The following is a 24,299-nucleotide window of genomic DNA, read 5'->3' on the forward strand; positions in this document are numbered from 1 at the left end:
ACCCGAGCCGCAAGCCGGGTGCATTTTTTTCGCCGCGGCGAGAGGCTTAGCCCTTCCTGATCGTCTCTTAAGCCGGCTTTCAGATGCCGCAGGCACCATGGGAACCATTCAAGCACACACCCTGGAGCCCTCCCATGTCCCGATCATCCTTTCTGCAACGCCTGCTGCCCCTGGCGGGCCTGTGCGGCCTGATCCTGGCTGCCCCCGTGCACGCCGGTGACACCACGGCCCAGCAGCAACTGCAGCGCTGGCAGTCGCAGTCCGGCCCCGGCCAGGCCGCACGCGGCCAGCAGCTGTTCAACAGCAAGCATGGTGGCGAGTGGAGTTGCGCCTCCTGCCACAACGCGCCGCCCACCACCGCCGGCCGCCATGCCAGTACCGGCAAGAACATCGCTCCGCTGGCCCCCGCCGTGCAGCCGGACCGTTTCACCGAAACCGCCAAGGTCGACAAGTGGTTCAAGCGCAACTGCAACGACGTCTTCAAGCGCGAATGCTCGGCGCAGGAAAAGGCTGACGTCATGGCCTACCTCATCAGCCTGCGTCGCTGATCCATCCCCTCAAGGAGACCGCCATGAAACCGACTTCCCAATCATCGTCCAGCCGCAAACGCTGGTGGATTGCCGGCATCGCCGCACTGGGTGCTGCCATTACCTTGCCCCTGTTCAGCAGCCAGGTGCTGGCTGACGACGATCACGAAGAGCGCGAAACGCCGCGCAGCGAGCGCCGCGAATCCGAGCGTCGTCCCATTGCCAATAGCGTACGCGTCGGCATGCCCAAGGCCTACCAGTCAGAATGCGCTTCCTGCCACATGGCCTACGAGCCGCGCTTTCTGCCGGCAGCTTCGTGGCAACGCATGATGAACACGCTCGACAAGCATTACGGCACCGATGCCTCGATCGACGCTGCCACCGCAAAAACCATTTCCACCTGGTTGCAGGCCAATGCCGGCAGCAGCAACCGCCTCGGCAGCACGCCGCCGGAAGACCGCATTACGCGCACCCGCTGGTTCTTGCACGAGCACGACGAAATTCCTGCATCCACCTTCAAGCGACCCAAGATCGGCAGCGCGGCCAACTGCATGGCCTGCCATACCGGCGCCGACAAGGGCAACTATGACGAAGACAGCGTGCGCATTCCGCGCTGATTCCGGAGAACATCATGACCCAAACCGCTTCCACACTTCCCGCCGGGGCTGCGACGGCCACGCCCTCGCGTCGCGTCAAGGATGCCCCCACGCGCGCCGCCCACTGGTGGATCGCAGGCAGCTTTCTCGTGGCCTACATCACCGGTGACAGCGAAAGCTGGCGCCTCTGGCACGTCATCGCCGGCTACAGCATGCTGCTGGCGCTGGGTTTCCGCATCGTCTGGGGTCTGCTCGGTCCGAAGTCGGTCGGCCTGTCCATCTGGGGCCGCCGCATGGGCGCCTCGCTGCGCTGGCTGCGCGAGCAATTCTCGGCCCGCGGCCTGCAGGGCTGGACCTCGCAACCCGGCGCGCAACTGCGCCAGGCCATGACGCAGGGCATCAGCCTGTCCATCGTGCTGTTGATTGCCGCCTTGCCTTGGCTCGGCCTGAGTGGCTATATTACCTATCAGGAACTGACAGGCGAATGGATGGGTGAGCTGCACGAACTGCTCGGCAACCTCGCGCTGTTCGCCGTCCTGCTGCATCTGGGCGTGCTGCTGGCCGCCAGCCTGCTGCGCAGCCAGAACCTGGCGCGCCCCATGATCGGTGGCCGCCAGAGTGGCGCCGGCCCGGATCTGGTGCCGCACAATCGGGCCTGGCTGGCGCTGCTGTTCAGCGCAGCTATGGTAGCCTTTGCCGGATGGTACTGGCAGGATGCCCGCAGCACGCTCGGCAACGAGGGCGGCACGACGGCAACCCTGCAGGCCGGTGCCCTGCACAATGGCGACCACGACGACTGATTGAGCGAGGAGCAAGGAAACATCATGCGCATCCTGCTGGCTGAAGACGACGATTTGCTGGGCACTGCGCTGCGCGCCGGGCTGCAGCAGCAGGGCTTTCATGTGGACTGGGTCCGCGACGGCAGCGCTGCCCTGCGCGAGCTGCAGGCGGTGGACTACGAAGCTGCCGTACTCGACCTCGGCCTGCCGCGCATGGATGGCATGGACGTGCTGCAGGCCCTGCGCCAGCAGGGGCGCTCCACACCCGTGCTGGTGCTGACGGCGCGCGATGCCGTGCAGTCGCGCATCCAGGGCCTGGACACCGGCGCCGATGACTATGTCGTCAAGCCGGTCGACCTGCATGAACTCGCCGCGCGCCTGCGTGCGCTGGTGCGCCGCTCGAGCGGACAGGCACACAACGTGTTGCGCGCGGGCGATGTGGTGCTCGATCCCATGGCGCACAAGGTGACGCTGGCCGGTGTGCCGGTCGACCTTGCCCAGCGCGAATACGACCTGCTGCACGCCCTGATGCGCAATGCCGGCCGCGTCATGAGCCGCGAGCAACTGGAGGAAAAAATCTACGCCTGGGGCACCGAGGTAGCCAGCAATGCCGTCGAGGTGCACATTTACCACCTGCGCCGCAAGCTCGGCAGCCAGCTGATCGAAACCGTGCGCGGCGTGGGCTATCTGCTGCCTGAAGTGGTGCACAGCGGAGAGTGATCATGGGTCTGGCAGGGCAGGGAAGCAGTTCATCCCCGGCGGCCGGCGCAGCAGCGCCCGCGCGCAGCTACTCTATCTACCTGCGACTGCTGACCATCATCCTGGCGACCCTGGCCATGGTCTGGATGCTGGTGATCGGAACCACCTGGTACCTCACGCGGCACGAAGTCAACGAATTGCTCGATGCCCATCTGGAGCAGACAGCGCTGATGCTGGCCGCCCAGCCGCTGGACGAGATCGACCCCGACGAACTGGAGGAGCGCGACCTGCGTCCGCGTCGCGGCCGTGGACGCGGCGAACGCAAGTACCACGTCCATACGGTTTACCAGGTCTGGAAGGAGGGGACACTGCTTGCCCAGTCCACGCACGCGCCGCGCCAGCCGCTGGGCAGTGGTGAGCTGGGCTATTCGGATACCAGGACGGGCCAGCGTGCCTGGCGCGTCTACACCGCGGAAGGCGAGGACAAGGTGCGCGTGATGGTGGCCGAAGACGCCGAGGTGCGCAATGAAATTGCCATCGCCAGCGTGCGGACCCTGCTGATCGCGCTGTTGCTGCTGTTTCCGGTGCTGGCGCTGGTGGTCTGGCTGGCCTTGCGTGCCGCGATGCGGCCCCTGCGCCAGGTGGGCCAGCTGATCGCGCAGCGCCCGCCGCAGTCCCATGCCCCGCTGGCGCTGGACAGCGCACCCCGTGAAATCCAGCCGCTGACCGACTCCCTCAACCAGCTGTTCGTGCGCGTGGGCGACATGCTGCACAACGAGCGCCGCTTCACCGCCGATGCCGCGCACGAGCTGCGCACCCCGATTGCCGCCATCCGCATGATGGCCCAGGTGGCCTCGGGCGCGCAGGATGCCGGCGAGCGCCAGCAGGCGCTGCAAGGCGTGCTGCAGGGGTGCGACCGCGCCACGCGCATGGTCGAGCAACTGCTGCAACTGGCGCGGCTGGAAGCTGACACCGACGATGCAGCCCAGCGTGCCGCAGGAGCGGCTTCCGAATCGGTGGATATCCTCCCTGCGCTGCGTCAGGTCGTGCAGGACCTGCAGTACACGCAGGCCGATCCGCGCGGCCAGACCATCGCGTGCGAAGCGCCGGACCAGCTGCCGGCCCGCTTGCCGCCGACCCTCGCGGGCGTGCTGCTGCGCAACCTGCTGGACAACGCCTTGCGTTACAGTCCCGACGGTGCCACGGTGCGTGTTGCCTTCACGCAGCAAGCGGACGGCAGCGGCATGCGCTGGGTGGTGGAAGACAGCGGCCCCGGCATGAGCGAGGAAGACATGGCACGCCTCGGAGAACGCTTCTTCCGCGTGCTCGGCACCGGCAAGACCGGAAGCGGCCTGGGCTGGTCCATCGTGCGGCGCATTGCGGCGCGGCACGGGCTCGACATCACCCTGGCGCGGAGCGACACCCTGGGCGGGTTGCGTGTGACCGTCGAAAGCCGTTGATCCGCCCATCTACCAAGGACAGAAAAGGACAGGCAACAAAAAACCGCCTCAAGGGCGGTTGATTGCGTTTCCTTCGATGACTGGTGCCCAGGAGAGGACTCGAACCTCCACGATGTTACTCGCTAGTACCTGAAACTAGTGCGTCTACCAATTCCGCCACCTGGGCGTCATCTAGAGAAGGCGTAACTATAACAGCAAATTTTTTGATCTGGTGCCTGTTGCAGAAAATTTTTTCGGTGCCATCTGTCTGAAGAAGGACTTGATCCCGAAACATTCCCTGCGGCATCAAAAAACCGCCCAATGGCGGCTATGATTTGCTTCTGTTGATGGTGCCCAGGAGAGGACTCGAACCTCCACGATGTTACTCGCTAGTACCTGAAACTAGTGCGTCTACCAATTCCGCCACCTGGGCATCAACTGAAGAAGGTGATTGTATCAAGAATTCCGCAAAAAAACAAAATCAAGAAAAAGATTTTGACCAAGAAATTGAAGGTGTGGTGCAGGGGCACCGCGACGGGCACGGCTTCGTGATTCCGGATGACGGCCGGCCCGATGTGTATCTGCCGCCCAACGAAATGCGCGCCGTGCTGCACAAGGACCGCGTCAAGGTGCGTATCGCGCGACTCGACCGCCGTGGCCGCCCGGAAGGGCGCGTGGTGGAGATCATCGAGCGCAGCAAGCAGCCCATCATCGGGCGTCTCCTGCAGGAAAACGGCGTCTGGTTGGTTGCGCCCGAAGACAAGCGCTATGGCCAGGATGTGCTGATTCCCAAGGATGCCACCGCTACTGCCGGCCCCGGCCAGGTGGTGGTGGTCGAATTGACCGAGGCGCCCGCGCTCTATGGCCAGCCCGTTGGCCGCGTCAAGGAGGTGCTGGGCGAGGTTGACGACCCGGGCATGGAGATCGAGATCGCCGTGCGCAAGTACGGCGTACCGCACATCTTTTCCGATGCCTGCCTCCAACAGGCCAAGGCGCTGCCCAGCACGGTGCAGCCGGGCGACCTGCCGGGCCGTGTCGACCTTACCGACATCCCGCTCGTCACCATCGACGGCGAGGATGCGCGCGACTTCGACGATGCCGTGTATTGCGAGCCCGCCGTGCTGTCGGGCCGGGGGAAATCCGCGAAGAAGGGCTGGCGCCTGCTGGTCGCCATTGCCGACGTCAGCCACTATGTGCAGACCGGCAATGCCATCGACATCGACGCCTACGACCGTGCCACCAGCGTCTATTTCCCGCGCCGCGTGATTCCCATGCTGCCCGAGAAACTGTCCAACGGCCTGTGCTCGCTCAACCCCGAAGTCAACCGGCTGTGCATGGTCTGCGACATGCTGATCACGGAAGAGGGCGAACTGCACGCCTACCAGTTCTATCCGGCGGTGATGTTCAGCCACGCACGCCTCACCTACACACAGGTGGCGGCCATCCTGTCCAACACCAAGGGGCTGGAAGCACGCAAGTTCAAGCATCGCGTCGATGATCTGCTCAACCTGCATGGCGTGTTCAAGGCACTGCTCAAGTCGCGCGAGCGCCGCGGTGCCGTCGATCTGGATACGGTCGAGACACAGATCGTCTGCGACGAGAACGGCCGCATCGAGAAGATCGTGCCGCGCGTGCGCAACGATGCGCACAAGCTGATCGAGGAATGCATGCTGGCGGCCAACGTGTGTGCGGCCGACTTCATTGGCGAGCACAAGCGCGCCGGCCTGTTCCGCGTGCACGAGGGGCCTACGCCCGAGAAGGTCGAAACCCTGCGCAACTACCTGCGTACCATGGGCGTGCCCCTGGGCATCAGCGACGAGCCGGAAACGCGCGAGTTCGCCGCCATTGCCGAGGCCACCAAGGAGCGCCCGGACGCCGAGCAGATTCACACCATGCTCTTGCGCAGCATGCAGCAGGCCATCTACACGCCGGAAAACAGCGGCCACTTCGGTCTGGCGTTCGACGCCTACACGCATTTCACCAGCCCGATCCGCCGCTACCCTGACTTGCTGGTGCACCGCGTCATCAAGTCCATCCTGAACAACGAGCGCTACGTGCTGCCGGCCCTGCCGACACCGGGCGAGGCCCATGCCAAACTGGCGCGTCGCCTCGAAAAAACGGCTGCCGCCCGCGTGAAGGCGCCCACGCAGAAACCGCGCAAGGCCAGCGCCGAAGTGCAGGCATGGGAAGCTGCCGGCCTGCACTGCAGCGCCAACGAGCGCCGTGCCGACGAAGCCAGCCGCGACGTCGAGGCCTGGCTCAAGTGCAAGTACATGCGCGATTTCCTCGGCGAGGAATTCAGCGGCGTGGTCAGCACCGTCACCAGCTTCGGCCTGTTCGTCACGCTGGATGCGATGTATGTCGAGGGCCTGGTGCACATCACCGAACTGGGAGGCGACTACTTCAAGTTCGACGAGGCGCGCCAGGAGTTGCGCGGCGAACGCACCGGGGTGCGCTTTGCCCTGGGCAGCCGCGTGCAGGTGCAGGTGATTCGCGTCGACCTGGATGGCCGCCGTATCGACTTCCGCCTGGTGCGCGCTGGCGAAGGCGCGCTGACGGGCGAAACCGCCACGCAGCGCAAGCGCAATGCCAAGCGCAGCGCCGAGGCCGCGAAATCTCCGGAGGACGACGAGGCGGGTGCCGTGGAAGCGGCCGGCACCGGGGTTGAAGAGGAAACCGTCTGGCAACCGCGCAAGCGCACGACACGCAGTACCCGGTCAGCTTCCCCGGTGCAGGAAGCACGTCGACAGGCGCGTGGCCGGACGGCTTCGCGTCCGGCGAGCGGAGCGCGCGCCGACGGCGCCTCGCGCAGCGCAGCGGCCAAGCCCTCGAAGCGACGCAAGGCCTGAGCGGCCTGGCCGCTGGCTTCAGGCTTCGCGGCTGGTGCCTGCGTAGCGCGGCAGCCTGGCAGCCAGTGCCGAGGCGGTCAGCGTGGTTTCGTCTTGCCAGGCATTGGCTTGCCAGCCATGCAGATGCACAGCGACATTGGCGGCGCGCTGCGCCAGTGCTGTGCCGACCACGTCCTCGCTGGCCTGGTGCAGTTGCGCCCAGCAAGCCGCCAGGCATCCCGCCAGCACATCGCCAGTGCCTGCCGTCGCCAGCCGCGCATTGCCGGCGTAATGCAGCGTCGGCAGCGGGGCGGACGCCATCGGATCAACCAGTTCCGCCATTTCCATGAAGCAGGTGGAACTGCCATGGGAGGGGGCAGCGCTCACTGCCGGTGCGGCGCAGAGGGTGCCCGAGCCCTTCAGCACCACCACGCACTGGAAACGTTCAGCCAGTTCGCCAGCGGCAGCCATGCGATTGGCCTGCACTTCCTGTGCCCGAATGCCCAGCAGCCGGGCGGCTTCCAGAGGATGAGGCGTCAGTACCGTCCATTGCTGCCGGCCGGCGCGTCTGCGCAATTGCGCCTGCAGGCTGGAATCTGCGGCCAGCGCATTGAGGCCGTCGGCATCGATCACCAGCCGCGGACACTGCTCCAGCAGGGCGGGCAGAAACTCCGCAATGGCAGCGCCTCCGCCGCAGCCACAAGCCGTGGTTGCGGTAGCCCGTGGCAAGCGTTCCAGAGCAGACACATCCGGCAGCTGCCGCGGCATCAGTTCCGGCCAGCCGTAGCCAGCTTCCGAACCCAGATGCCCCACATAGACACGCCCCGCGCCCGAATGGAGGGCTGCACTGCCCGCCAGCCAGGCAGCGCCCGTCATGCCGGCCGCGCCGCCCACGATGCAGACATCGCCAAAGCTGCCCTTGTGGCTGGCATGCGGCGCTTCAGGAATCGGCGCCGGAGCTTCTTCAGCAGACAACTGCGCGCCATACAGCCAGGCCGTGGCTTCCGCAGCGTGCGGCGCATTCACCGGCGCTGTTCCCAGCCCGTCAAACCACAACACCCCGCTCGCATCCCGCCCGTGTCCGGTAAACAGCCCCGGTTTCAGCGTCAGCAGGGTCACGGTATGGTCGGCATGCACGCATTGCTCCGCGCTGCCACCATCCAGCCAGTGGCCGGTTTCGGCATGCAGGCCGGTGGGAATATCCACCGCCAGTGTCCGGCAAGGCGCACGCCGCATCGCGGCTATGCAGGTTTGCATCGCAGCGCTCGGCGCCCGGCTGGCGCCGATGCCGAGCAGGGCGTCGATGCACAGATCCTGGGCCAGCAAGGCAGGCGCCCGGTCCACGAAGCGCACGCCGGCCGCCACGGCATCCCTGTATGCGGCGCGCGCATCGTCCGGCAGGGCATCCGGCTGCTGCAGCAGGGTCACCAGCACCTGCTTGCCCTGCGCCTGCAGCCAGGCACCGGCCTGCAGTCCGTCGCCGCCGTTGTTGCCCGGCCCGCAGGCAATCCAGATCGTGCGGGCATGCGGCGCAACCGCCAGCGCCACCCGCGCCACAGCGAGGCCGGCCCGCTGCATCAGCGCATGAGGAGGCAGCAGCGTCATATGCCGCTGTTCCACACGGCGTGTTGCGGCAACATCGTGCAAGGGCAGGGTGTGGCCGCGCGCCGACAGATGCAGGCGCGCTGGCGGGAAGGAGAGGGTGGGGCTGCCTGTCATGACTATCCGGCTGTGTATGGGCGTGCTATAATTTCGCGGCTTTGCACATGGCGCCCTGCCATGCCCTGCTAAGCAAATCGCAAATCCGCTGATCCGGGTGTTGCCTGCTGCCAGTTGCGCTTTCCAGCCAGCTGCCGCCGTGCAGGCAAACGTAGCGGAATTTTAGACCCAACCTCTGGAGAAACTCTATGTCTACCAATATGCGTGAGATGCTGGAAGCCGGCGTTCACTTCGGCCACCAGACCCGCTTCTGGAACCCCAAGATGGCCCCCTTCATCTTCGGTTCCCGCAACAAGATCCACATCATCAACCTCGAGCAGACCCTGCCGATGTACGAAGAAGCGATGAAGTTCGTGCGTCAGCTGGCTGCCAACCGTGGCACCATCCTGATGGTCGGCACCAAGCGCGCTTCCCGCGACATCGTCGCTGCTGAAGCCCAGCGCGCCGGCGTCCCCTACGTCGAGCAACGCTGGCTCGGCGGCATGCTGACCAACTTCAAGACGGTCAAGACCTCCATCAAGCGCCTGAAGGACATGAAAGCCCAGCAGGAAGCCGGTCTGGACAGCATGAGCAAGAAAGAACAGCTGATGTTCGCCCGCGAACTGGAAAAGCTGGAAAAGGACATCGGCGGCATCCAGGACATGAACGCCCTGCCTGACGCCATCTTCGTGATCGACGTTGGCTACCACAAGATCGCCGTGTCCGAAGCCAAGAAGCTGGGCATCCCGCTGGTGGGCGTGGTCGATACCAACCACAACCCCGACGGCATCGACTACGTGATCCCCGGCAACGACGACTCCGCCAAGGCCGTGGCCCTGTATGCCCGCGGTGTGGCTGACGCCATCCTGGAAGGTCGTGCCAACGCCGTCAACGACGTGGTCAAGGCCGTGTCCGAAGGCGACGACGAATTCGTCGAAGTGGACGAAGCCAGCGCCTGAGTCACGGCACTGCCACGCCCATAAGGCACAATAAGGGAAGAGGGGCGCACTGTGCCCCTTTTCTGTAAGTACAGTCGAACGAACCCAACTGAATACGGAGAACTACAGATGGCAGCAATTACCGCAAGCATGGTGGCCGAACTGCGCGGCAAGACCGACGCCCCGATGATGGAATGCAAGAAAGCCCTGACCGAAGCCGACGGCGACATGGTCAAGGCCGAAGAGATCCTGCGCGTCAAGCTGGGCAGCAAGGCCGGCAAGGCGGCAGCCCGCATCACCGCCGAAGGCGCCGTTGCCAGCACCATCGAAGGCAACAAGGGCTCGCTGGTCGAAGTGAACTGCGAAACCGACTTCGTCACCAAGAACGACAGCTTCCTGGCCCTGGTCAAGGCCGCTGCCGACCTGGTCGCCAAGAACAACCCCGCCGACGTCGAAGCCCTGGGCGCGCTGCCCTACGAGCAGGACGGCTTCGGCCCCACGCTGGAAGAAGTGCGCAAGGGCCTGATCGGCAAGATCGGCGAGAACATGAGCTTCCGCCGCTTCAAGTATTTCGAAGGCAGCCAGCTGGTGTCCTACCTGCACGGCACCCGCATCGGCGTGGTCGTCGAGTTCGAGGGTGACGAAACCGCCGCCAAGGACGTCGCCATGCACGTGGCCGCCATGAAGCCCGTGGCCCTGTCCAGCGCCGACGTTCCCGCCGAGCTGATCGAGCGCGAGCGCAGCGTGGCCAACGCCAAGGCCGTCGAATCCGGCAAGCCGGCCGACATCGCCGCCAAGATGGTCGAAGGTTCCGTGCAGAAGTACCTGAAGGAAGTGGCCCTGCTGAGCCAGCCCTTCGTCAAGAACGACAAGCAGACCGTCGAGCAGATGCTGAAAGAGAAGAACACCACCGTCAAGGGCTTCACCCTGTACGTGGTGGGCGAAGGCATCGAGAAGAAGGTGGACGATTTCGCCGCTGAAGTGGCCGCCCAGGTGGCAGCTGCCAAGCAGGGCTGATCGCATCCCCGCAAGGGCCTCGGAAAACGGGTGCATGCACCCGGCTTCCGCGGCCTTTTTTTCGCCTGTTCCTTTTTTCCCAATCCGTTACCATCATCCCAGGAGATTGCCATGACCACAGAAAAACCCGCCTTTCAACGCGTACTGCTCAAGCTCTCCGGGGAGGCCCTGATGGGCGACGATGCCTACGGCATCAACCGCGACACCATCCTGCGCATGGCCAATGAAGTGGCCGAGGTGAGCAAGCTCGGCGTCGAGGTGGCCGTGGTGATCGGTGGCGGCAACATCTTCCGCGGCATGGCAGGCGGCGCCGCCGGCATGGACCGCGCCACGGCTGACTACATGGGCATGCTGGCCACGGTGATGAACTCCCTGGCCCTGGCCGACACCATGAACAACGTGGGCCTGACGGCACGCGTCATGTCCGCCATCTCCATCGAGCAGGTAGTCGAGCCCTATGTGCGCCCCAAGGCGCTGCAATACCTGGAAGAGGGCAAGGTCGTGGTGTTTGCTGCCGGTACCGGCAACCCTTTCTTCACCACCGATACGGCCGCTGCGCTGCGCGGTGCCGAAATCGGCGCCCAGCTGGTGCTCAAGGCCACCAAGGTCGATGGCGTGTACACTGCCGATCCGAAGAAGGATCCGTCGGCCACCCGCTATGACAAGCTTACATTCGACGAAGCCATCGCCAAGAATCTGGGCATCATGGACGCCACCGCGTTCGCCCTGTGCCGCGACCAGAAACTGCCGATCAAGGTGTTCTCCATCTTCAAGCCGGGTGCGCTCAAGCGTGTGGTCATGGGTGAAGACGAAGGCACACTGGTATATATTTGAACATTCCGCCGTTTGCAGCGAAATCAGTCATCTGGAGAGAAGTCATGTCGGTTGCCGAAATCAAGAAAAACATGCAGACCAAGATGGAGCAGTCCATCAACGCGTTCAAGAACAACCTGACCAAGATCCGTACCGGCCGCGCCAACCCGGCCATCCTGGATACGGTGCTGGTCGATTACTACGGCTCCATGGTGCCGCTGAGCCAGGTTGCCAACGTATCCGCCATCGACGCGCGCACCCTGAGCGTGCAGCCCTGGGAAAAGCCCATGGGTGCCAAGATCGAGAAGGCCATCCGCGAGAGCGACCTGGGCCTGAACCCCGCCAGCATGGGCGACCTGATCCGCGTGCCGATGCCGCCCATGAGCGAGGAACGTCGTCGCGAGATGACCAAGATCGTGCGTCACGAAGGCGAAAACGCCAAGATCGCCATCCGCAACCTGCGCCGTGACGCCAACGAAGCCGTCAAGAAGCTGGTCAAGGACAAGGAAATCTCCGAAGACGACCAGAAGCGCAGCGAAGCCGACGTGCAGAAGATCACCGACAAGGAAATTGCGGAGATTGACCAGCTGGTTGCGTCCAAGGAACAGGACATCATGGCCGTGTAAGGCCTGCCGCCGGCCTCCGCTGGCGGCACGACCGGTAACGACCGATGCGCAAGCCCCCTCTGCCTGCTTCCGTGCCGCACCACGTCGCCATCGTCATGGATGGCAATGGTCGCTGGGCGCGCAAGCGTTTCATGCCCCGCCTGGCGGGCCACCGCCAGGGTGTCGAATCCCTCAAGCGCTGCGTGCGCGCCTGTGCTGCTCGAGGCATCCAGGTGCTCACGGTGTTTGCGTTCTCGTCCGAAAACTGGAATCGTCCCGAGGATGAAGTCTCCGGCCTGATGGAACTGCTCGGCAAGGCGCTGGCACGCGAGGTGCCGCAGCTGCATGCAGACGGGGTGCAACTGCATTTCGTGGGCGCACGCACCGGCCTGTCCGACGGCGTGCGTCAGGGCCTGGATGAGGCAGAGCGCGCCACGCAGGGCAACCAGCGCCTGATCCTGAACGTCTGCTTCAACTATGGGGGCCGCTGGGACATTGCCCAGGCCGCTGCCACTCTGGCCGCGCGGGGCGAGCCGATGACAGAAGCCTCGCTGTCCGGCGCCATGGCGCTGCACCATGTGCCGGATCCCGATCTGGTGATCCGTACCGGCGGCGAATTCCGCATCAGCAATTTCCTGCTGTGGCAGTCCGCCTACAGCGAATTCCATTTCACCGAGGCGCTCTGGCCCGATTTCGACGAGGCGGCGCTGGACCGTGCCATCGCCGATTTCTCCGCGCGCGAGCGCCGCTTCGGCCAGACCTCCGAGCAGGTCCAGCAGGACAGCGCATGCTGAAGCAGCGCGTCATCACCGCCGTCCTGCTGCTGCTGGTGCTGCTGGCAGCCCTGTTTGCGCCGGTCGAGGCTGCCTTCGGCCTGCTGATGGCCGTGGTCATGGCCGCCGCCGCATGGGAATGGGCGCGCCTGAGTGGCTGCCAGTCCGGCCTGTGCTGGGCAAGTGCGGTGCTGGCAGCCGGAGCCTGTGCCCTGATGACCTCCTGGGGCTGGCATGCCAGTGCCTCCGAAGGGGTGCGCCTGTTCGTGACGCTGGCCAGCCTGGCCTGGCTGGGGCTGGCTCCCTGGCTGTTGCGCGCGGGGGTTCCCGTCTGGCAGCGCATCCCGACGCCATTGCGTCTGGCCATGGGTCTGTTTGTGTTGTGCGCCTCCTGGCTGGCGGCCGTGCAGCTGCATGGCCGTTTCGGCGTCTGGTATCTGCTCTCGGTGCTGGCACTGGCCTGGGCGGCCGACATTTCTGCCTATTTCGCCGGCCGCGCCTTCGGCAAGCGCAAGCTGGCACCTTCCATCAGCCCCGGCAAGAGCTGGGCCGGCGTGTACGGCGGTCTGGCCGGCGCACTGGTGCTGGCGCTGGTCTGCACCCAGTTGCCGGTAGCCAATTTCCATGCCGATGTGGCAGGCCGTGCCGGTATTGCGGTGCTGCTGCTGGTAGTGGCAGCCCTCACCGCCATGAGCGTGGTGGGCGATCTGGTCGAGTCCCTGATGAAGCGCAGTATGGGCATGAAGGACAGCAGCCAGCTGCTGCCCGGCCATGGCGGCATTCTGGACCGGATAGATGCTTTGCTGCCGGTACTGCCACTGGCCCTGACCGTTACCCTGTGGCTGGCATGAGCCGGCCTGTGCGCATGACTCCGTCTTCTCCTTCTTCCTTCCCGCAACAAGTCACCGTTCTCGGCGCCACTGGCTCCATCGGTACCAATACGCTGGACGTGATCGCCCGCCATCCGGAGCAGTTCCGGGTGTTCGCGCTGAGCGCCGCCACCCAGACCGACAAGATGCTGGAGCTGTGCCGCCGCTTTGTGCCCCGCTATGCGGTGATGGCTTCCGAGCCGCATGCGCAGGCGCTGCGCGGGGCCTGCAAGGCGCATGGCCTGGCTGTCGAGGTGCTCAGTGGCGAGCAGGGTTTGGTGGATGTGTCCAGCCATCCCGATGTGGATGCCGTGATGGCCGCCATCGTGGGTGCCGCCGGGCTGGCGCCCTGTCTGGCGGCAGCGCGTACCGGCAAGCGCCTGCTGCTGGCCAACAAGGAGGCGCTGGTCGTCGGTGGCCGCGTGTTCCTGGATGCGGTGGAGCAGGGAGGTGCCACCTTGCTGCCGATTGACAGCGAGCACTCCGCCATTTTCCAGTCGTTGCCAGAAGATCCGGCCACCTGGCAGCAGCGCGTCGAAAAAATCATCCTGACCGCTTCCGGCGGGCCGTTCCGCACGGCCGACCCGGCTGTGCTCAGGGACGTCACCCCCGAGCAGGCCTGTGCCCATCCCAACTGGAGCATGGGTCGCAAGATTTCGGTCGATTCCGCCACCATGATGAACAAGGCGCTCGAGGTGATCGAGGCGCACTACCTGTTCGGCATGCCGCCCGAGCGCATGGGCGTGGTGATCCACCCGCAGAGCATCGTGCATTCCATGGTGCAATATCGCGACGCCTCCATCGTGGCGCAGATGGGCACGCCCGACATGCGTGTGCCGATTGCCTATGGCCTGTCCTGGCCGGAGCGCATCGCGAGCGGGGCGGCGGCGCTGGACTTCGCCAGCCTGTCGGCCATGACCTTCGAGGCGGTGGACCAGCACGGCCATCCGGAGCGCTTCCCCTGTCTGCCGCTGGTATGGCAGGTGCTGAAGGCGCAACCGGGCAGCACGGCGGTGCTGAATGCTGCCAACGAGGTGGCGGTGGCGTCCTTTCTGGATCGCCGCATCCGCTTTGACCAGATCTACCAGATCAATGCTGCCACGCTGGAGCAATCGCAATTTGCCTCGCCGCAATCGCTGGACGACCTGCTGGCGCTGGATGGGCAATCGCGCGCGCTGGCTGACCGGCTGGTGCAGCAGCTGCAGACATGATCACGCTGCTGGCCTTCCTCGTCGCGCTGGGGCTGCTCATCACCATCCATGAGTACGGCCATTACCGCGTGGCGCGTGCCTGTGACGTGAAGGTGCTCAAGTTTTCTGTCGGATTCGGTAAGCCGCTCTGGAGCTGGACCAGCCCGCGCAGCGGCACCGAGTACGCCGTGGCAGCACTGCCACTGGGCGGCTTCGTGCGCATGCTGGACGAGCGGGAGGCGCCCGTGCCGGCCGACCAGCGCCACCTCGCCTTCAATACCCAGTCTGTCTGGAAACGCATCGCCATCGTCGCGGCCGGCCCCCTGGCCAACCTGCTGCTGGCCGTGCTGATCTACTCGGGCCTGGCCTGGTATGGCATGAGCGAAGTCAGTCCGGTGATCGCGCAGCCTGCTGTGGGCAGCCTGGCCGACAAGGCCGGCCTGCGCAGCGGCGACCGCATCGTCTCCCTGCGCTGGCTCGATGACGAAGCACAGGAGGTGCAGCCCGTCCGTTCGCTCGGAACGCTGCAGTGGGAGCTGACGCAGGCCGCCTTGCAGGGACGCGATGTCGAATTGCAGGCCAGCCAGGGCAGTGATTCCATCCGCACGCATGTGCTGGCCATGCAGCAGGCCGGCCTGAGCGATGTGGATGCCGGGACGCTGGAGCGGATCGGCATAGCTGCCCCTTTCATGCCGCCTCTGGTCGGCGAGATGGTGCCGGGCGAACCGGCGGAGCGTGCCGGCCTGCAGGTCGGTGACCGCGTACTGCGTGTCGATGGCAAGCCGGTGGAGGATGCGGCCGAGCTGCGCCGTCTGGTTCGTGCCGAAACCGGCGGCAAGCGGCAGCTCTGGCAGGTGAGCCGCAACGGTGAACTGCTCGAGATTGCCGTTGCCCCGCAAGCCGTGCAGCAGGAAGGTGTCAGCGTGGGCCGTATCGGCGCCTTTCTGGGCGCGCCCCCCGAAATGACGACCGTGCGTCTGGGCGCCGTCGATGGTGCCAAGCACGGCCTGCAGCGCACCTGGGACATGGCGGCTTTCAGTCTGCGCATGCTGGGCCGCATGGTGGTGGGAGAAGCCTCGCTCAGGAATCTGAGTGGTCCGATCAGTATCGCCGACTATGCCGGTCGCTCGGCACGGGCGGGCCTGGCCACCTATATTGCGTTCCTCGCCCTGATCAGCGTGAGCCTGGGCGTACTCAATTTGTTGCCAATCCCGATCTTGGACGGTGGTCACCTGATGTATTATTTGTGGGAAGCTGCTACGGGCCGGGCTGTGCCTGACGCGTTTGTGCAGCGCCTGCAGCAGATCGGAATGGCCATTCTGATCGGTCTCATGGGCATAGCCCTGTTCAATGATCTCACCCGCGTGCTGGGCACCTAGTGCCCGCAAGCGGATTGCGGCCAATGCCTGAACCAATACAAGCGATATTCATGAAGCGAACCTCCCTGCCTTTCCGCCACACCGCCATTGCTGCCGTCGTGGGTCTGGGTTTCCTCGCCAATGCAGCGTGGGCTGTCACTCCCTTCATCGTGAAGGACGTCAAGGTCGAAGGCCTGCAGCGGGTCGATGCCGGCACCGTGTTTGCCTCCATTCCGGTCAAAGTGGGCGAGACCTACGACGATGACAAGGGCTCCGCTGCCATTCGCGCGCTGTACAGCCTCGGCCTGTTCAGCGATGTCAAGGTCGAGACGCGTGGTGGCGACGTGGTGGTGGTGGTGCAGGAGCGCCCGACCATCAACGAGGTGACGCTGACGTCCTTCAATGCCTTCGACAAGAAGACGGTGCTGGCCGGCCTGGCCGGAGCAGGCATTGGCGCCGGCCGTCCCTTCGACAAGGCGGCAGAAGACCTGGCCGTGCAGGAACTCAAGCGCCAGTACGAGAACAAGGGCTTCTACGGCACCGAGGTAGTGACCACCGTCACGCCCATCGACCGCAACCGTGTCAACGTTAACTTCACCGTGCATGAGGGCGCTTCCGCCCGCATCCGCAGCATCCGTTTCGTCGGCAACCAGGCCTTCAGCGAGTCCACGCTGCGTGGCCAGATGGAGCAGGATACCGGCGGCTGGATGTCCTGGTACACCAAGTCCAACCGATACTCCCAGCAGCGCCTCAACAGCGATCTGGAAGCCGTGCGCAGCTATTACCTGAACCGCGGCTACCTGGAATTCAAGGTGGATTCGACCCAGGTGGCCCTGTCTCCCGACAAGCGCGACATCGACATCACCGTCAACGTGACCGAAGGTCCCAAATATGTGGTGTCCGGCGTATCGCTGGCAGGCAATTTCCTGGACAAGGAAGACGAGTTCAAGTCGCTGGTCAAGGTCAAGCCGGGCGAGCCCTACAAGGTGGACGATGTGGCAGCAACGGTCAAGGCGATGACGGACCGCTTCGGCAACTACGGCTTCGCCTTTGCCAAGATCACGCCGCAGCCGTCCATCGACCGCGAGAACCAGCAGGTGGCGCTGGTGTTTGCCGCCAACCCCGACCAGCGCGCCTATGTGCGCCGCATCAACGTGGCTGGCAACACCAAGACGCGTGACGAGGTGATCCGCCGCGAACTGCGTCAGTTCGAGTCGTCCTGGTATGACGCCGACAAGATCAAGCGCTCGCGCGACCGCGTGGACCGCCTGGGCTACTTCAACGAAGTCACTGTGGACACCACTCCGGTGCCCGGTACTTCCGATCAGGCCGACCTGACGGTGGCGGTGAAGGAGCGCCCCACCGGCTCGCTGCAGATCGGTGCCGGCTACTCCTCGACGGACAAGGTGTCCCTGTCCGCCGGCGTGAGCCAGGACAACATCTTCGGCTCCGGCCAGTCGCTGTCTGCAGAGATCAATACCAGCAAGTACAACCGCTCGGCGTCCATCACATCGGTGGATCCGTATTTCACGACGGATGGCGTGTCGCGTACGTTCAATGCGTTCTACAGCCGCGCCGAGCCCTACGCTTCGCAGGGTAGCGGTTCCTATGACTACCGCATTCAGCAATTGGGTGGCAATCTGGCATTCGGGATTCCGTTTACCGAACGTGATACCGTGTATTTCGGCGGTGGCTTCGAGCAATACAAGATCCAGCCGGGCAATGCATCCACGATTGCCGTTGAAAACAAGTTGACCAATGAGCAATGGCAGTTCCTGGCAGAAAATACCTGCAACTCCGGAACGTTCAGCACGCCTTTGAGCGACGACGACAAGAAGTACATCGCTGCGAACTGCAAGACCAGCGCGTACGGGGTGCCCTTGACGATTGGCTGGTCGCGTGATTCCCGCGACAGCTCATTGGCGCCAACGACCGGCATGTACCAGCGAGTGAGTGCGGCTGTGAGCCCGTTCGGAGACCTCAAATATGCGCTGGCCAACTATCGCTTCCAGTACTATTACCCCTTGAACAAGCAGTTCACGCTCGCCTTCAATACGGACCTGGGCTATGGCAAGGGTCTGGGCAACAAGGAGTTCCCGTTCTTCAAGAACTTCTATTCCGGCGGTTTGGGCTCGGTGCGAGGTTTTGACCAAGGTTCTCTTGGCCCGAAAAACAAGGCTTGGGATGGAGGTGTTTATTCGGTCGGTGGCAACAAGACATTCAACGTGAACCTTGAAATGATCACCCCCTTCCCAGGTGCCGGTAATGAGAAAACGCTCCGGATGTTTGGCTTCCTGGACGCAGGCAATGTTTATTCCGATCGTGCGGGCGCTTACAATCCGGTCTATACCAGTGTGGACGGTGAAACCGTTGATGTGAACCAATATGCCAAAAAGGTGCGTGTATCGGCGGGGGCTGGCATTCGCTGGCTGTCGCCCATGGGTCCCTTGAGTCTGGCTTTCGGTTTCCCGCTCAAGAAGTACCCGGGTGATAAACTGCAGAAGGTTCAATTCCAGATTGGCGCTACGTTCTGACCATGAAGTCCCGTTTTTCTCCCTCCGCCCTGAGTGCAGCGCTGCTGCTGTCGTCGGCTGCGTTGTTTGGTTGCGCGGCTCAGGCACAGGTGGCAGCACCTGCTGCCGAGCCGGTCGCGGTGGCTGGCACCCGTATCGGTTTCGTCAATACGGATCGCCTGTTCAGCGAGACCAATGCGGCGCAAAATGCGCAGAACAAGCTCAAGCAGGAGTTTGCGAGCCGCGAAAAGCAGTTGCTGGGCATGGGTGAAAGCCTGCAGAAGGCCATGAACCAGTTTGAGAAGGACGCTCCCCGCATGTCCGAGGTGCAGCGTGCCGAGCGCCAGCGCCAGTTGATGACGCAGGATGCCGAATTCCAGCAGAAGCGCCGCGAGTTTCAGGAAGACCTGAACAACCGCAAGAACGAAGAGCTGCAGCAACTGCTGGATCGTGCCAACCGCGTGGTGATCCAGGTGGCCAAGGCCGAGCGTTACGATGTGATCCTGCAGGAGGCCGTCTATGTGGACCGTCGCCTGGATATTACGGACAAGGTCATTGCCGCCCTCAATGCCGGCAAGTAAGGTAGCGCAGGCTGGCTACCGCAAAAGGCGCCTTGGCGCCTTTTTTTCATGTTTCAGGAGAGAGCCATGGTGGATGTGAGCGTACAGGAGATTGTCGAGGCCATGCAGGCCTGCGGCGGTGAATTGCACGGAGATGGCAACATCCGCGTGGCGCGCATTGCCGCACTGGAGCATGCCACGGCCGACAGCATCAGCTTCCTGAGCAATCCGCGCTTTGCTGATCTGCTGCAGACTACCCCGGCTGCCTGCCTGATCGTGGCACCGGCCATGCTGGAGGCGGCCAGCAAGCAGGGTCGCGCCTGCATCGTGACCGACAATCCCTATGCTTGGTATGCGCAGTTCACCCAGTGGTGGAAGCGACGTACCCGCCCCGCGCCGGAGCACCATATTCATCCGAGTGCGGTGGTGCACCCCGAGGCGCAGGTGCACGAAACCGCCATTATCGGTCCGCTCTGCGTGGTCGAGCGCGGCGCGCGCGTGGGTGCGCACAGCTGGCTGAAATCGCGCGTGCAGCTGAGTGAATACTGCAGCGTGGGCGAGCGCTGCATCATCCATCCGGGTGCCGTGATCGGTGCCGATGGCTTCGGCTTTGCGCCGGTCAAGGGTGGCGGCTGGACCAAGATCGAGCAACTTGGCGCCGTGCGCATCGGCAATGATGTGGAGATCGGCGCCAACACCTGCGTGGATCGCGGCGCGATCGACGATACCGTGATCGAGGACGGCGTGAAGCTCGACAACCTGATCCAGATCGCGCACAACGTGCATCTGGGCCGCAACGTGGCCATGGCCGCCAATGCCGGCATTGCGGGCAGTACCACGGTGGAGGAAGGCGTCACCATCGGCGGCGCCGCCAACATCATGGGGCACAGCCGGCTGGTCAAGGGCGTCAACGTGTCGGCCACCACCTTTGTCTCGCGCTCGATTCTCAAGCCCGGCACCTATTCGGGACACTTTCCCTTCGACGATAATGCGAGTTGGGAAAAGAATGCTGCGGTGGTTCGCCAGCTTGCCAGGCTGCGCGAGCGTGTCCGCACCCTAGAACGTCAACTTTCGGAACAACAACAATGAAATCGATGGACATCCACCAGGTCATCAAGCGCTTGCCGCACCGCTATCCCTTCCTGCTGGTGGACCGCGTGCTTGAACTCGAGGATGGCAAGCGCATCAAGGCGCTGAAGAATGTCACCATCAACGAGCCTTTCTTCGTCGGCCATTTTCCGCATCGTCCGGTGATGCCGGGCGTGCTGATGCTGGAGGCGCTGGCTCAGACGTCTGCGCTGCTGTCCATGATCCCCGAGGGCGACGAACTGGCGCCGGATGTGGTGTACTACTTCGTCGGCATCGACAATGCCCGCTTCAAGCGTCCGGTTGAGCCGGGTGACCAACTGGTGATGGAAGCGACCATGGAGCGTGCCCGCGCCGGCATCTACAAGTTCCACGCCAAGGCTACCGTCGATGGCGAGCTGGTGTGCGAGGCCGACCTGATGTGCACCATCCGCAAGATCGAGTCCTGATCCGGAGAAAGGCAGAGGCATGACCCTCATTCACCCTACCGCGCTGATCGATCCCGCGGCCGAACTGGCTGCGGATGTCGAAGTGGGTCCCTACGCCGTGATCGGCCCCGATGTGCGCATCGGCCGTGGCAGCAAGATCGGTGCGCATTGTGTGATCCAGGGGCATACGACGATCGGGGAGGAAAATACCTTCTTCCAGTTCAGCTCCATCGGCGCCGCACCGCAGGACAAGAAGTACGCGGGCGAGCCGACCCGGCTGGAGATTGGAAACCGCAATACGGTGCGCGAGTTCTGTACCTTCAATACCGGTACCGCGCAGGACAGCGGCTGCACGCGCATTGGCGATGACAACTGGATCATGGCCTATGTGCATATCGCGCACGATGTGCAGCTGGGCAGCCAGACCATTCTGGCGAACAACGCCACGCTGGCCGGACACGTGCATGTGGGTGACTGGGTGATCATCGGCGGCCTGTCGGGCGTGCACCAGTTCGTCAAGATCGGTGCGCATGCGATGGTGGGGTTTTCGTCGGCCATCAGCCAGGATGTGCCGCCCTTCATCATGGCCGATGGCAATCCGGCGGCGGCGCGTGGCTTCAACGTCGAAGGGCTGCGCCGTCGCGGCTTCGGCCCGCAGCGCATTGCGGCGGTCAAGGCCATGTACCGGCAGATCTACCGTGCGGGCCTGACGCTGGAACAGGCGCTGGAAGCCCTGTGCGGCATCGAGGCCGAACATCCCGAAGCGACTGCCGACGTGCAGCTGATGCGCGATTTCCTCGCTGCGTCGCGCCGCGGCATCGTGCGCTGATCAGCCGGGGCGACATGCCGAAGTTTTTTGCTGCCAATGACGGCTTGCAGTTCGCCATGGTGGCGGGCGAGGCATCCGGCGATCTGCTGGCCAGCCTGCTGCTGCAGGGCGCACGCCAGCGCTGGCCCCATCTGCAGGCGCGCGGCATTGGCGGCGCCCAGATGGAGGCGCAGGGCTTTGTCGCCCAGTGGCCGAGCGAGGCGCTGGCGGTGCACGGCTACAGTTTCGAAGTGCTGCGCCGGGTGGCGGGCATCTGGCAGATCCGCAACGAGCTGCGCCAGCAGTTGCTGGCACGCAAGCCGGATCTGTTCGTCGGCGTGGATGCGCCCGATTTCAACCTCGGACTGGAAGAAGACCTGCGCAGCGCCGGAGTGCGCACGGTGCATTTCGTCTGCCCGTCCATCTGGGCCTGGCGGCCGGAGCGGGTACACAAGATCCGCCGCGCGGCCGACCATGTGCTTTGCATTTTCCCGTTCGAGCCGGATCTGCTGGCGCGGCACGGTATTTCCAGTACCTATGTGGGGCACCCGCTGGCCAATACGCTGCCGATGGAGCCCGATCAGGCGGGTGCGCGGCGCGCGCTCGGCCTGCCGGAGCAGGGCGAGGTGCTGGCCTTGCTGCCGGGCAGCCGCGGCTCGGAAATCCAATATCTGGCACCACGCTTCCTGGATGCAGCGAAGCTGCTGCAGAAGCAGCGCCCAGGCCTGCAGTGCGTGCTGCCGGCCGTGCCTGCGCAGTACCAGCGCGTGCGCCAACTGGTGCGCGAGCAGGGCATGGAGGGCCAGCTGCAGGTGGTCAAGGGGCAGTCGCATGCGGTACTGGCAGCCTGTGATGTGACGCTGATTGCCAGCGGCACGGCCACGCTGGAAGCGGCGCTGTTCAAGCGCCCGATGGTGATTTCCTATGCCATGCATCCGGTGTCGGCACTGCTGATGCGGCGCAAGCAACTGCAGCCCTGGGTGGGGCTGCCGAACATCCTGTGCCGGGATTTTGTCGTGCCCGAACTGCTGCAGGACCAGGCGACGCCACGCGCGCTGGCGGCTGCCGTGAGCGACTGGCTGGACCAGCCGGCCCGCGCGGCTGCCGTGCGCGCCCGATTTACCGAGCTGCACCACGTGCTGCAGCGTGATACTGCCAGACTGGCTACCGATGCGATCGCCCAGGTTCTCTCCCGCTGAGCAGGGGCTGTTGCCCTGGGATGCTCCCGGTGCCCTCGTTGCCGGGGTGGACGAGGCTGGCCGTGGTCCGCTGGCCGGACCGGTGGTGGCTGCGGCCGTCATTCTGGACGAGCAGAAGCCGATCAAGGGGCTGGCGGATTCCAAGCAGCTGACGGCAGCGCGGCGCGAAAAGCTTTATGACGCCATCCTGGCCAATGCCTTGTGCTGCAGCATCGGACAGGCCAGCGTAGAGGAAATCGACCAGCTCAACATCCTGCAGGCCACCATGCTGGCCATGCGCCGCGCCGTGGAAGGCCTGCGCCTGCTGCCGCACAAGGTGCTGGTGGATGGCAACCGGATTCCGGAGCTGAGGGTGCGGGCCGAGGCCATTGTGCAGGGCGATGCCACGGTGGCAGCCATTTCGGCGGCGTCGATCGTGGCCAAGGTCACGCGGGACCGCTGGTGCTGCGAGATCGAGCAGCTGTATCCCGGCTATGGGTTCGAGCGTCACAAGGGCTATGGCACCGCCGAGCACCTGCAGGCGCTGCGCACGCTGGGCGCCACACCCTACCACCGACGCAGCTTTGCGCCGGTGGCAATGGTGGTGCGAGAGGGCGTGGTGCTGGTTGCCGAGCAAGAGGTGCGTGCATGAAGGTGGTGCAGATTTCCGCACGCGACAATGCGCTGGTGAAGCAGCTGCGCAAGCTGGCGCAGGATCCGGCTGCCTATCGCAAGCAGGGGCAGATCTGGGTCGAGGGCGACCACTTGTGCCGCGCAGCGCTGGAGCGGGGCTTGCGGCCCGCCTGGGCCGTGATTGCGGCGCGCGCCTGGGGACAGTTGCCGGAGTCCTGGTATGCCGGTGCGGAGCGCGTTGCGGTGCTGGAGGATGGCCTGTTTGCCCAGGTCAGCACGCTCGAATCGCCTGCCACCATGGGCTTTGTGCTGGAGTGGAAGGCCGAGCAGCAGGCGGATTTTGCACCGGACGTGAACAGCGTGGTGCTGGACCGCATCCAGGATGCCGGCAACGTGGGATCGATCCTGCGCAGTGCCAGTGCGCTGGGCTTCAAGCAGGTGCTGGCGCTCAAGGGGACGGCGGCACTCTGGTCGCCCAAGGTGCTGCGCGCCGGCATGGGCGCGCATTTCGGCCTGCAGCTGCACGAAGGTCTGACGCTGGAGCAGATCGCAACGCTGCGTGTGCCGTTGCTGGTGACGCATCTTCAGGGCAGTACTCCCTTGCACGAAGCGGCGTTGCCAACTCCGTGCGCCTGGGTGCTGGGCCACGAAGGACAGGGCGTGCAGGAGGCTCTGGTGCAGCGCGCTGCCATGCTGTTGCGCATCGCCCAGCCTGGTGGCGAGGAGTCGCTCAACGTTGCGGCTGCGGCTGCCATCTGCATGCATGCCAGCTGCTTGGCGAATCTGGCCTGATTAAACTGCCTTCCTTCAATAGGGTTATCCTGCTCCAGCGCGTTTGCTCATTCGGGGAAGATGGCCATTTTTTCCTTCTAGGGAATACCCTAGGCTGATTCGCTGTTGCCAGAAGTATCATCGCAGCCCATTCAAGGTTGCACCTCAATTCACAAAAGGTGCAACCTTTATC

The 24,299-nt window shown here is 64.3% G+C and carries 23 protein-coding genes and 2 tRNA genes; 22 read left to right on the forward strand and 3 right to left on the reverse strand.

Features of this window, described 5'->3' with window-relative positions:
- Nucleotides 1-134: 134 nt before the first annotated feature.
- Genes ACX36O_RS04255 through ACX36O_RS04275 form a run of 5 tightly spaced genes read left to right on the forward strand, consistent with a single transcriptional unit; the run spans nt 135 to nt 4,061 of the window.
- On the forward strand, nt 135-548 hold the full coding sequence (locus ACX36O_RS04255; RefSeq protein ID WP_213359899.1) for a DUF1924 domain-containing protein: 414 nt from the start codon (nt 135-137) through the stop codon (nt 546-548).
- A gap of 23 nt (nt 549-571) precedes the next feature.
- Nucleotides 572-1,144, forward strand: a complete 573-nt coding sequence (locus ACX36O_RS04260; RefSeq protein WP_250130974.1) for a diheme cytochrome c — start codon at nt 572-574, stop codon at nt 1,142-1,144.
- Between the two features lie 14 nt (nt 1,145-1,158).
- On the forward strand, nt 1,159-1,923 hold the full coding sequence (locus ACX36O_RS04265; protein WP_213359906.1) for a cytochrome b/b6 domain-containing protein: 765 nt from the start codon (nt 1,159-1,161) through the stop codon (nt 1,921-1,923).
- Nucleotides 1,924-1,947: 24 nt separating this feature from the next.
- The gene (locus tag ACX36O_RS04270; RefSeq protein WP_213359909.1) at nt 1,948-2,622 is read left to right on the forward strand and encodes a response regulator; all 675 of its coding nucleotides are present in this window, start codon (nt 1,948-1,950) and stop codon (nt 2,620-2,622) included.
- Between the two features lie 2 nt (nt 2,623-2,624).
- Entirely contained in the window at nt 2,625-4,061 is a 1,437-nt protein-coding gene (locus ACX36O_RS04275) for an ATP-binding protein (RefSeq protein WP_213359910.1), read from the forward strand.
- Nucleotides 4,062-4,142: 81 nt separating this feature from the next.
- Here ACX36O_RS04275 and ACX36O_RS04280 read toward each other — a convergent pair.
- Nucleotides 4,143-4,227: transfer RNA gene (locus ACX36O_RS04280), tRNA-Leu, on the reverse strand.
- A 161-nt stretch (nt 4,228-4,388) separates the two neighbouring features.
- Nucleotides 4,389-4,473, reverse strand: a tRNA-Leu gene (locus ACX36O_RS04285).
- Between the two features lie 22 nt (nt 4,474-4,495).
- Between ACX36O_RS04285 and rnr the strand changes: the two genes are divergently transcribed.
- Complete coding sequence (rnr, locus tag ACX36O_RS04290; RefSeq protein WP_213362638.1) at nt 4,496-6,889, forward strand: ribonuclease R; 2,394 nt, start codon at nt 4,496-4,498, stop codon at nt 6,887-6,889.
- 18 nt (nt 6,890-6,907) lie between these two features.
- On the opposite strand, the gene ACX36O_RS04295 is transcribed toward rnr, so the two are convergent.
- Complete coding sequence (locus ACX36O_RS04295; protein ID WP_213359912.1) at nt 6,908-8,587, reverse strand: NAD(P)H-hydrate epimerase; 1,680 nt, start codon at nt 8,585-8,587, stop codon at nt 6,908-6,910.
- A 188-nt stretch (nt 8,588-8,775) separates the two neighbouring features.
- Here ACX36O_RS04295 and rpsB point away from each other — a divergent pair, with 188 nt between their 5' ends.
- The 16 genes from rpsB to ACX36O_RS04375 all read left to right on the forward strand — a co-directional run bounded on the left by rpsB (nt 8,776) and on the right by ACX36O_RS04375 (nt 24,127).
- Nucleotides 8,776-9,525 (forward strand): 30S ribosomal protein S2, encoded by a 750-nt coding sequence (gene rpsB, locus ACX36O_RS04300; RefSeq protein WP_213359914.1) that lies wholly within the window; start codon nt 8,776-8,778, stop codon nt 9,523-9,525.
- 108 nt (nt 9,526-9,633) lie between these two features.
- Complete coding sequence (tsf, locus tag ACX36O_RS04305) at nt 9,634-10,521, forward strand: translation elongation factor Ts (RefSeq protein WP_213359916.1); 888 nt, start codon at nt 9,634-9,636, stop codon at nt 10,519-10,521.
- Between the two features lie 111 nt (nt 10,522-10,632).
- Entirely contained in the window at nt 10,633-11,355 is a 723-nt protein-coding gene (gene pyrH, locus ACX36O_RS04310) for a UMP kinase (protein ID WP_213359922.1), read from the forward strand.
- A gap of 44 nt (nt 11,356-11,399) precedes the next feature.
- Nucleotides 11,400-11,960 carry a ribosome recycling factor gene (frr, locus tag ACX36O_RS04315; RefSeq protein ID WP_213359924.1) on the forward strand — a complete coding sequence of 187 codons (561 nt, stop codon included), beginning with the start codon at nt 11,400-11,402 and terminating at the stop codon, nt 11,958-11,960.
- 44 nt (nt 11,961-12,004) lie between these two features.
- On the forward strand, nt 12,005-12,733 hold the full coding sequence (uppS, locus tag ACX36O_RS04320) for a polyprenyl diphosphate synthase (protein WP_213359927.1): 729 nt from the start codon (nt 12,005-12,007) through the stop codon (nt 12,731-12,733).
- Nucleotides 12,727-13,563 (forward strand): phosphatidate cytidylyltransferase, encoded by an 837-nt coding sequence (locus ACX36O_RS04325; protein ID WP_213359932.1) that lies wholly within the window; start codon nt 12,727-12,729, stop codon nt 13,561-13,563. The genes uppS and ACX36O_RS04325 overlap by 7 nt, the downstream gene beginning before the upstream one ends.
- A gap of 14 nt (nt 13,564-13,577) precedes the next feature.
- Nucleotides 13,578-14,792 (forward strand): 1-deoxy-D-xylulose-5-phosphate reductoisomerase, encoded by a 1,215-nt coding sequence (gene ispC, locus ACX36O_RS04330; protein WP_213359941.1) that lies wholly within the window; start codon nt 13,578-13,580, stop codon nt 14,790-14,792.
- The gene (rseP, locus tag ACX36O_RS04335) at nt 14,789-16,150 is read left to right on the forward strand and encodes an RIP metalloprotease RseP (RefSeq protein ID WP_213359944.1); all 1,362 of its coding nucleotides are present in this window, start codon (nt 14,789-14,791) and stop codon (nt 16,148-16,150) included. The genes ispC and rseP overlap by 4 nt, the downstream gene beginning before the upstream one ends.
- Before the next feature lie 50 nt (nt 16,151-16,200).
- Nucleotides 16,201-18,663 carry an outer membrane protein assembly factor BamA gene (gene bamA, locus ACX36O_RS04340; protein ID WP_371686545.1) on the forward strand — a complete coding sequence of 821 codons (2,463 nt, stop codon included), beginning with the start codon at nt 16,201-16,203 and terminating at the stop codon, nt 18,661-18,663.
- A gap of 2 nt (nt 18,664-18,665) precedes the next feature.
- Nucleotides 18,666-19,223, forward strand: coding sequence for an OmpH/Skp family outer membrane protein (locus ACX36O_RS04345; protein WP_371686544.1), 558 nt, complete (start codon nt 18,666-18,668; stop codon nt 19,221-19,223).
- A 66-nt stretch (nt 19,224-19,289) separates the two neighbouring features.
- A complete protein-coding gene (gene lpxD, locus ACX36O_RS04350; RefSeq protein ID WP_371686543.1) occupies nt 19,290-20,291 on the forward strand; it encodes a UDP-3-O-(3-hydroxymyristoyl)glucosamine N-acyltransferase in 1,002 nt (333 codons plus the stop codon).
- Complete coding sequence (gene fabZ / locus ACX36O_RS04355) at nt 20,288-20,737, forward strand: 3-hydroxyacyl-ACP dehydratase FabZ (RefSeq protein WP_250130975.1); 450 nt, start codon at nt 20,288-20,290, stop codon at nt 20,735-20,737. Before lpxD ends, fabZ begins: the two co-directional genes overlap by 4 nt.
- Nucleotides 20,738-20,756: 19 nt before the next feature.
- Nucleotides 20,757-21,545, forward strand: a complete 789-nt coding sequence (lpxA, locus tag ACX36O_RS04360; protein WP_213359957.1) for an acyl-ACP--UDP-N-acetylglucosamine O-acyltransferase — start codon at nt 20,757-20,759, stop codon at nt 21,543-21,545.
- Between the two features lie 14 nt (nt 21,546-21,559).
- Nucleotides 21,560-22,723: a lipid-A-disaccharide synthase gene (gene lpxB, locus ACX36O_RS04365; RefSeq protein ID WP_371686542.1), complete on the forward strand. Its 1,164-nt coding sequence runs from the start codon at nt 21,560-21,562 to the stop codon at nt 22,721-22,723.
- Complete coding sequence (rnhB, locus tag ACX36O_RS04370; protein ID WP_371686541.1) at nt 22,695-23,354, forward strand: ribonuclease HII; 660 nt, start codon at nt 22,695-22,697, stop codon at nt 23,352-23,354. Before lpxB ends, rnhB begins: the two co-directional genes overlap by 29 nt.
- A complete protein-coding gene (locus ACX36O_RS04375; RefSeq protein WP_371686540.1) occupies nt 23,351-24,127 on the forward strand; it encodes a TrmH family RNA methyltransferase in 777 nt (258 codons plus the stop codon). Before rnhB ends, ACX36O_RS04375 begins: the two co-directional genes overlap by 4 nt.
- The last annotated feature ends 172 nt before the right edge of the window (nt 24,128-24,299 follow it).

The organism is Brachymonas sp. KE5, from assembly GCF_057773645.1.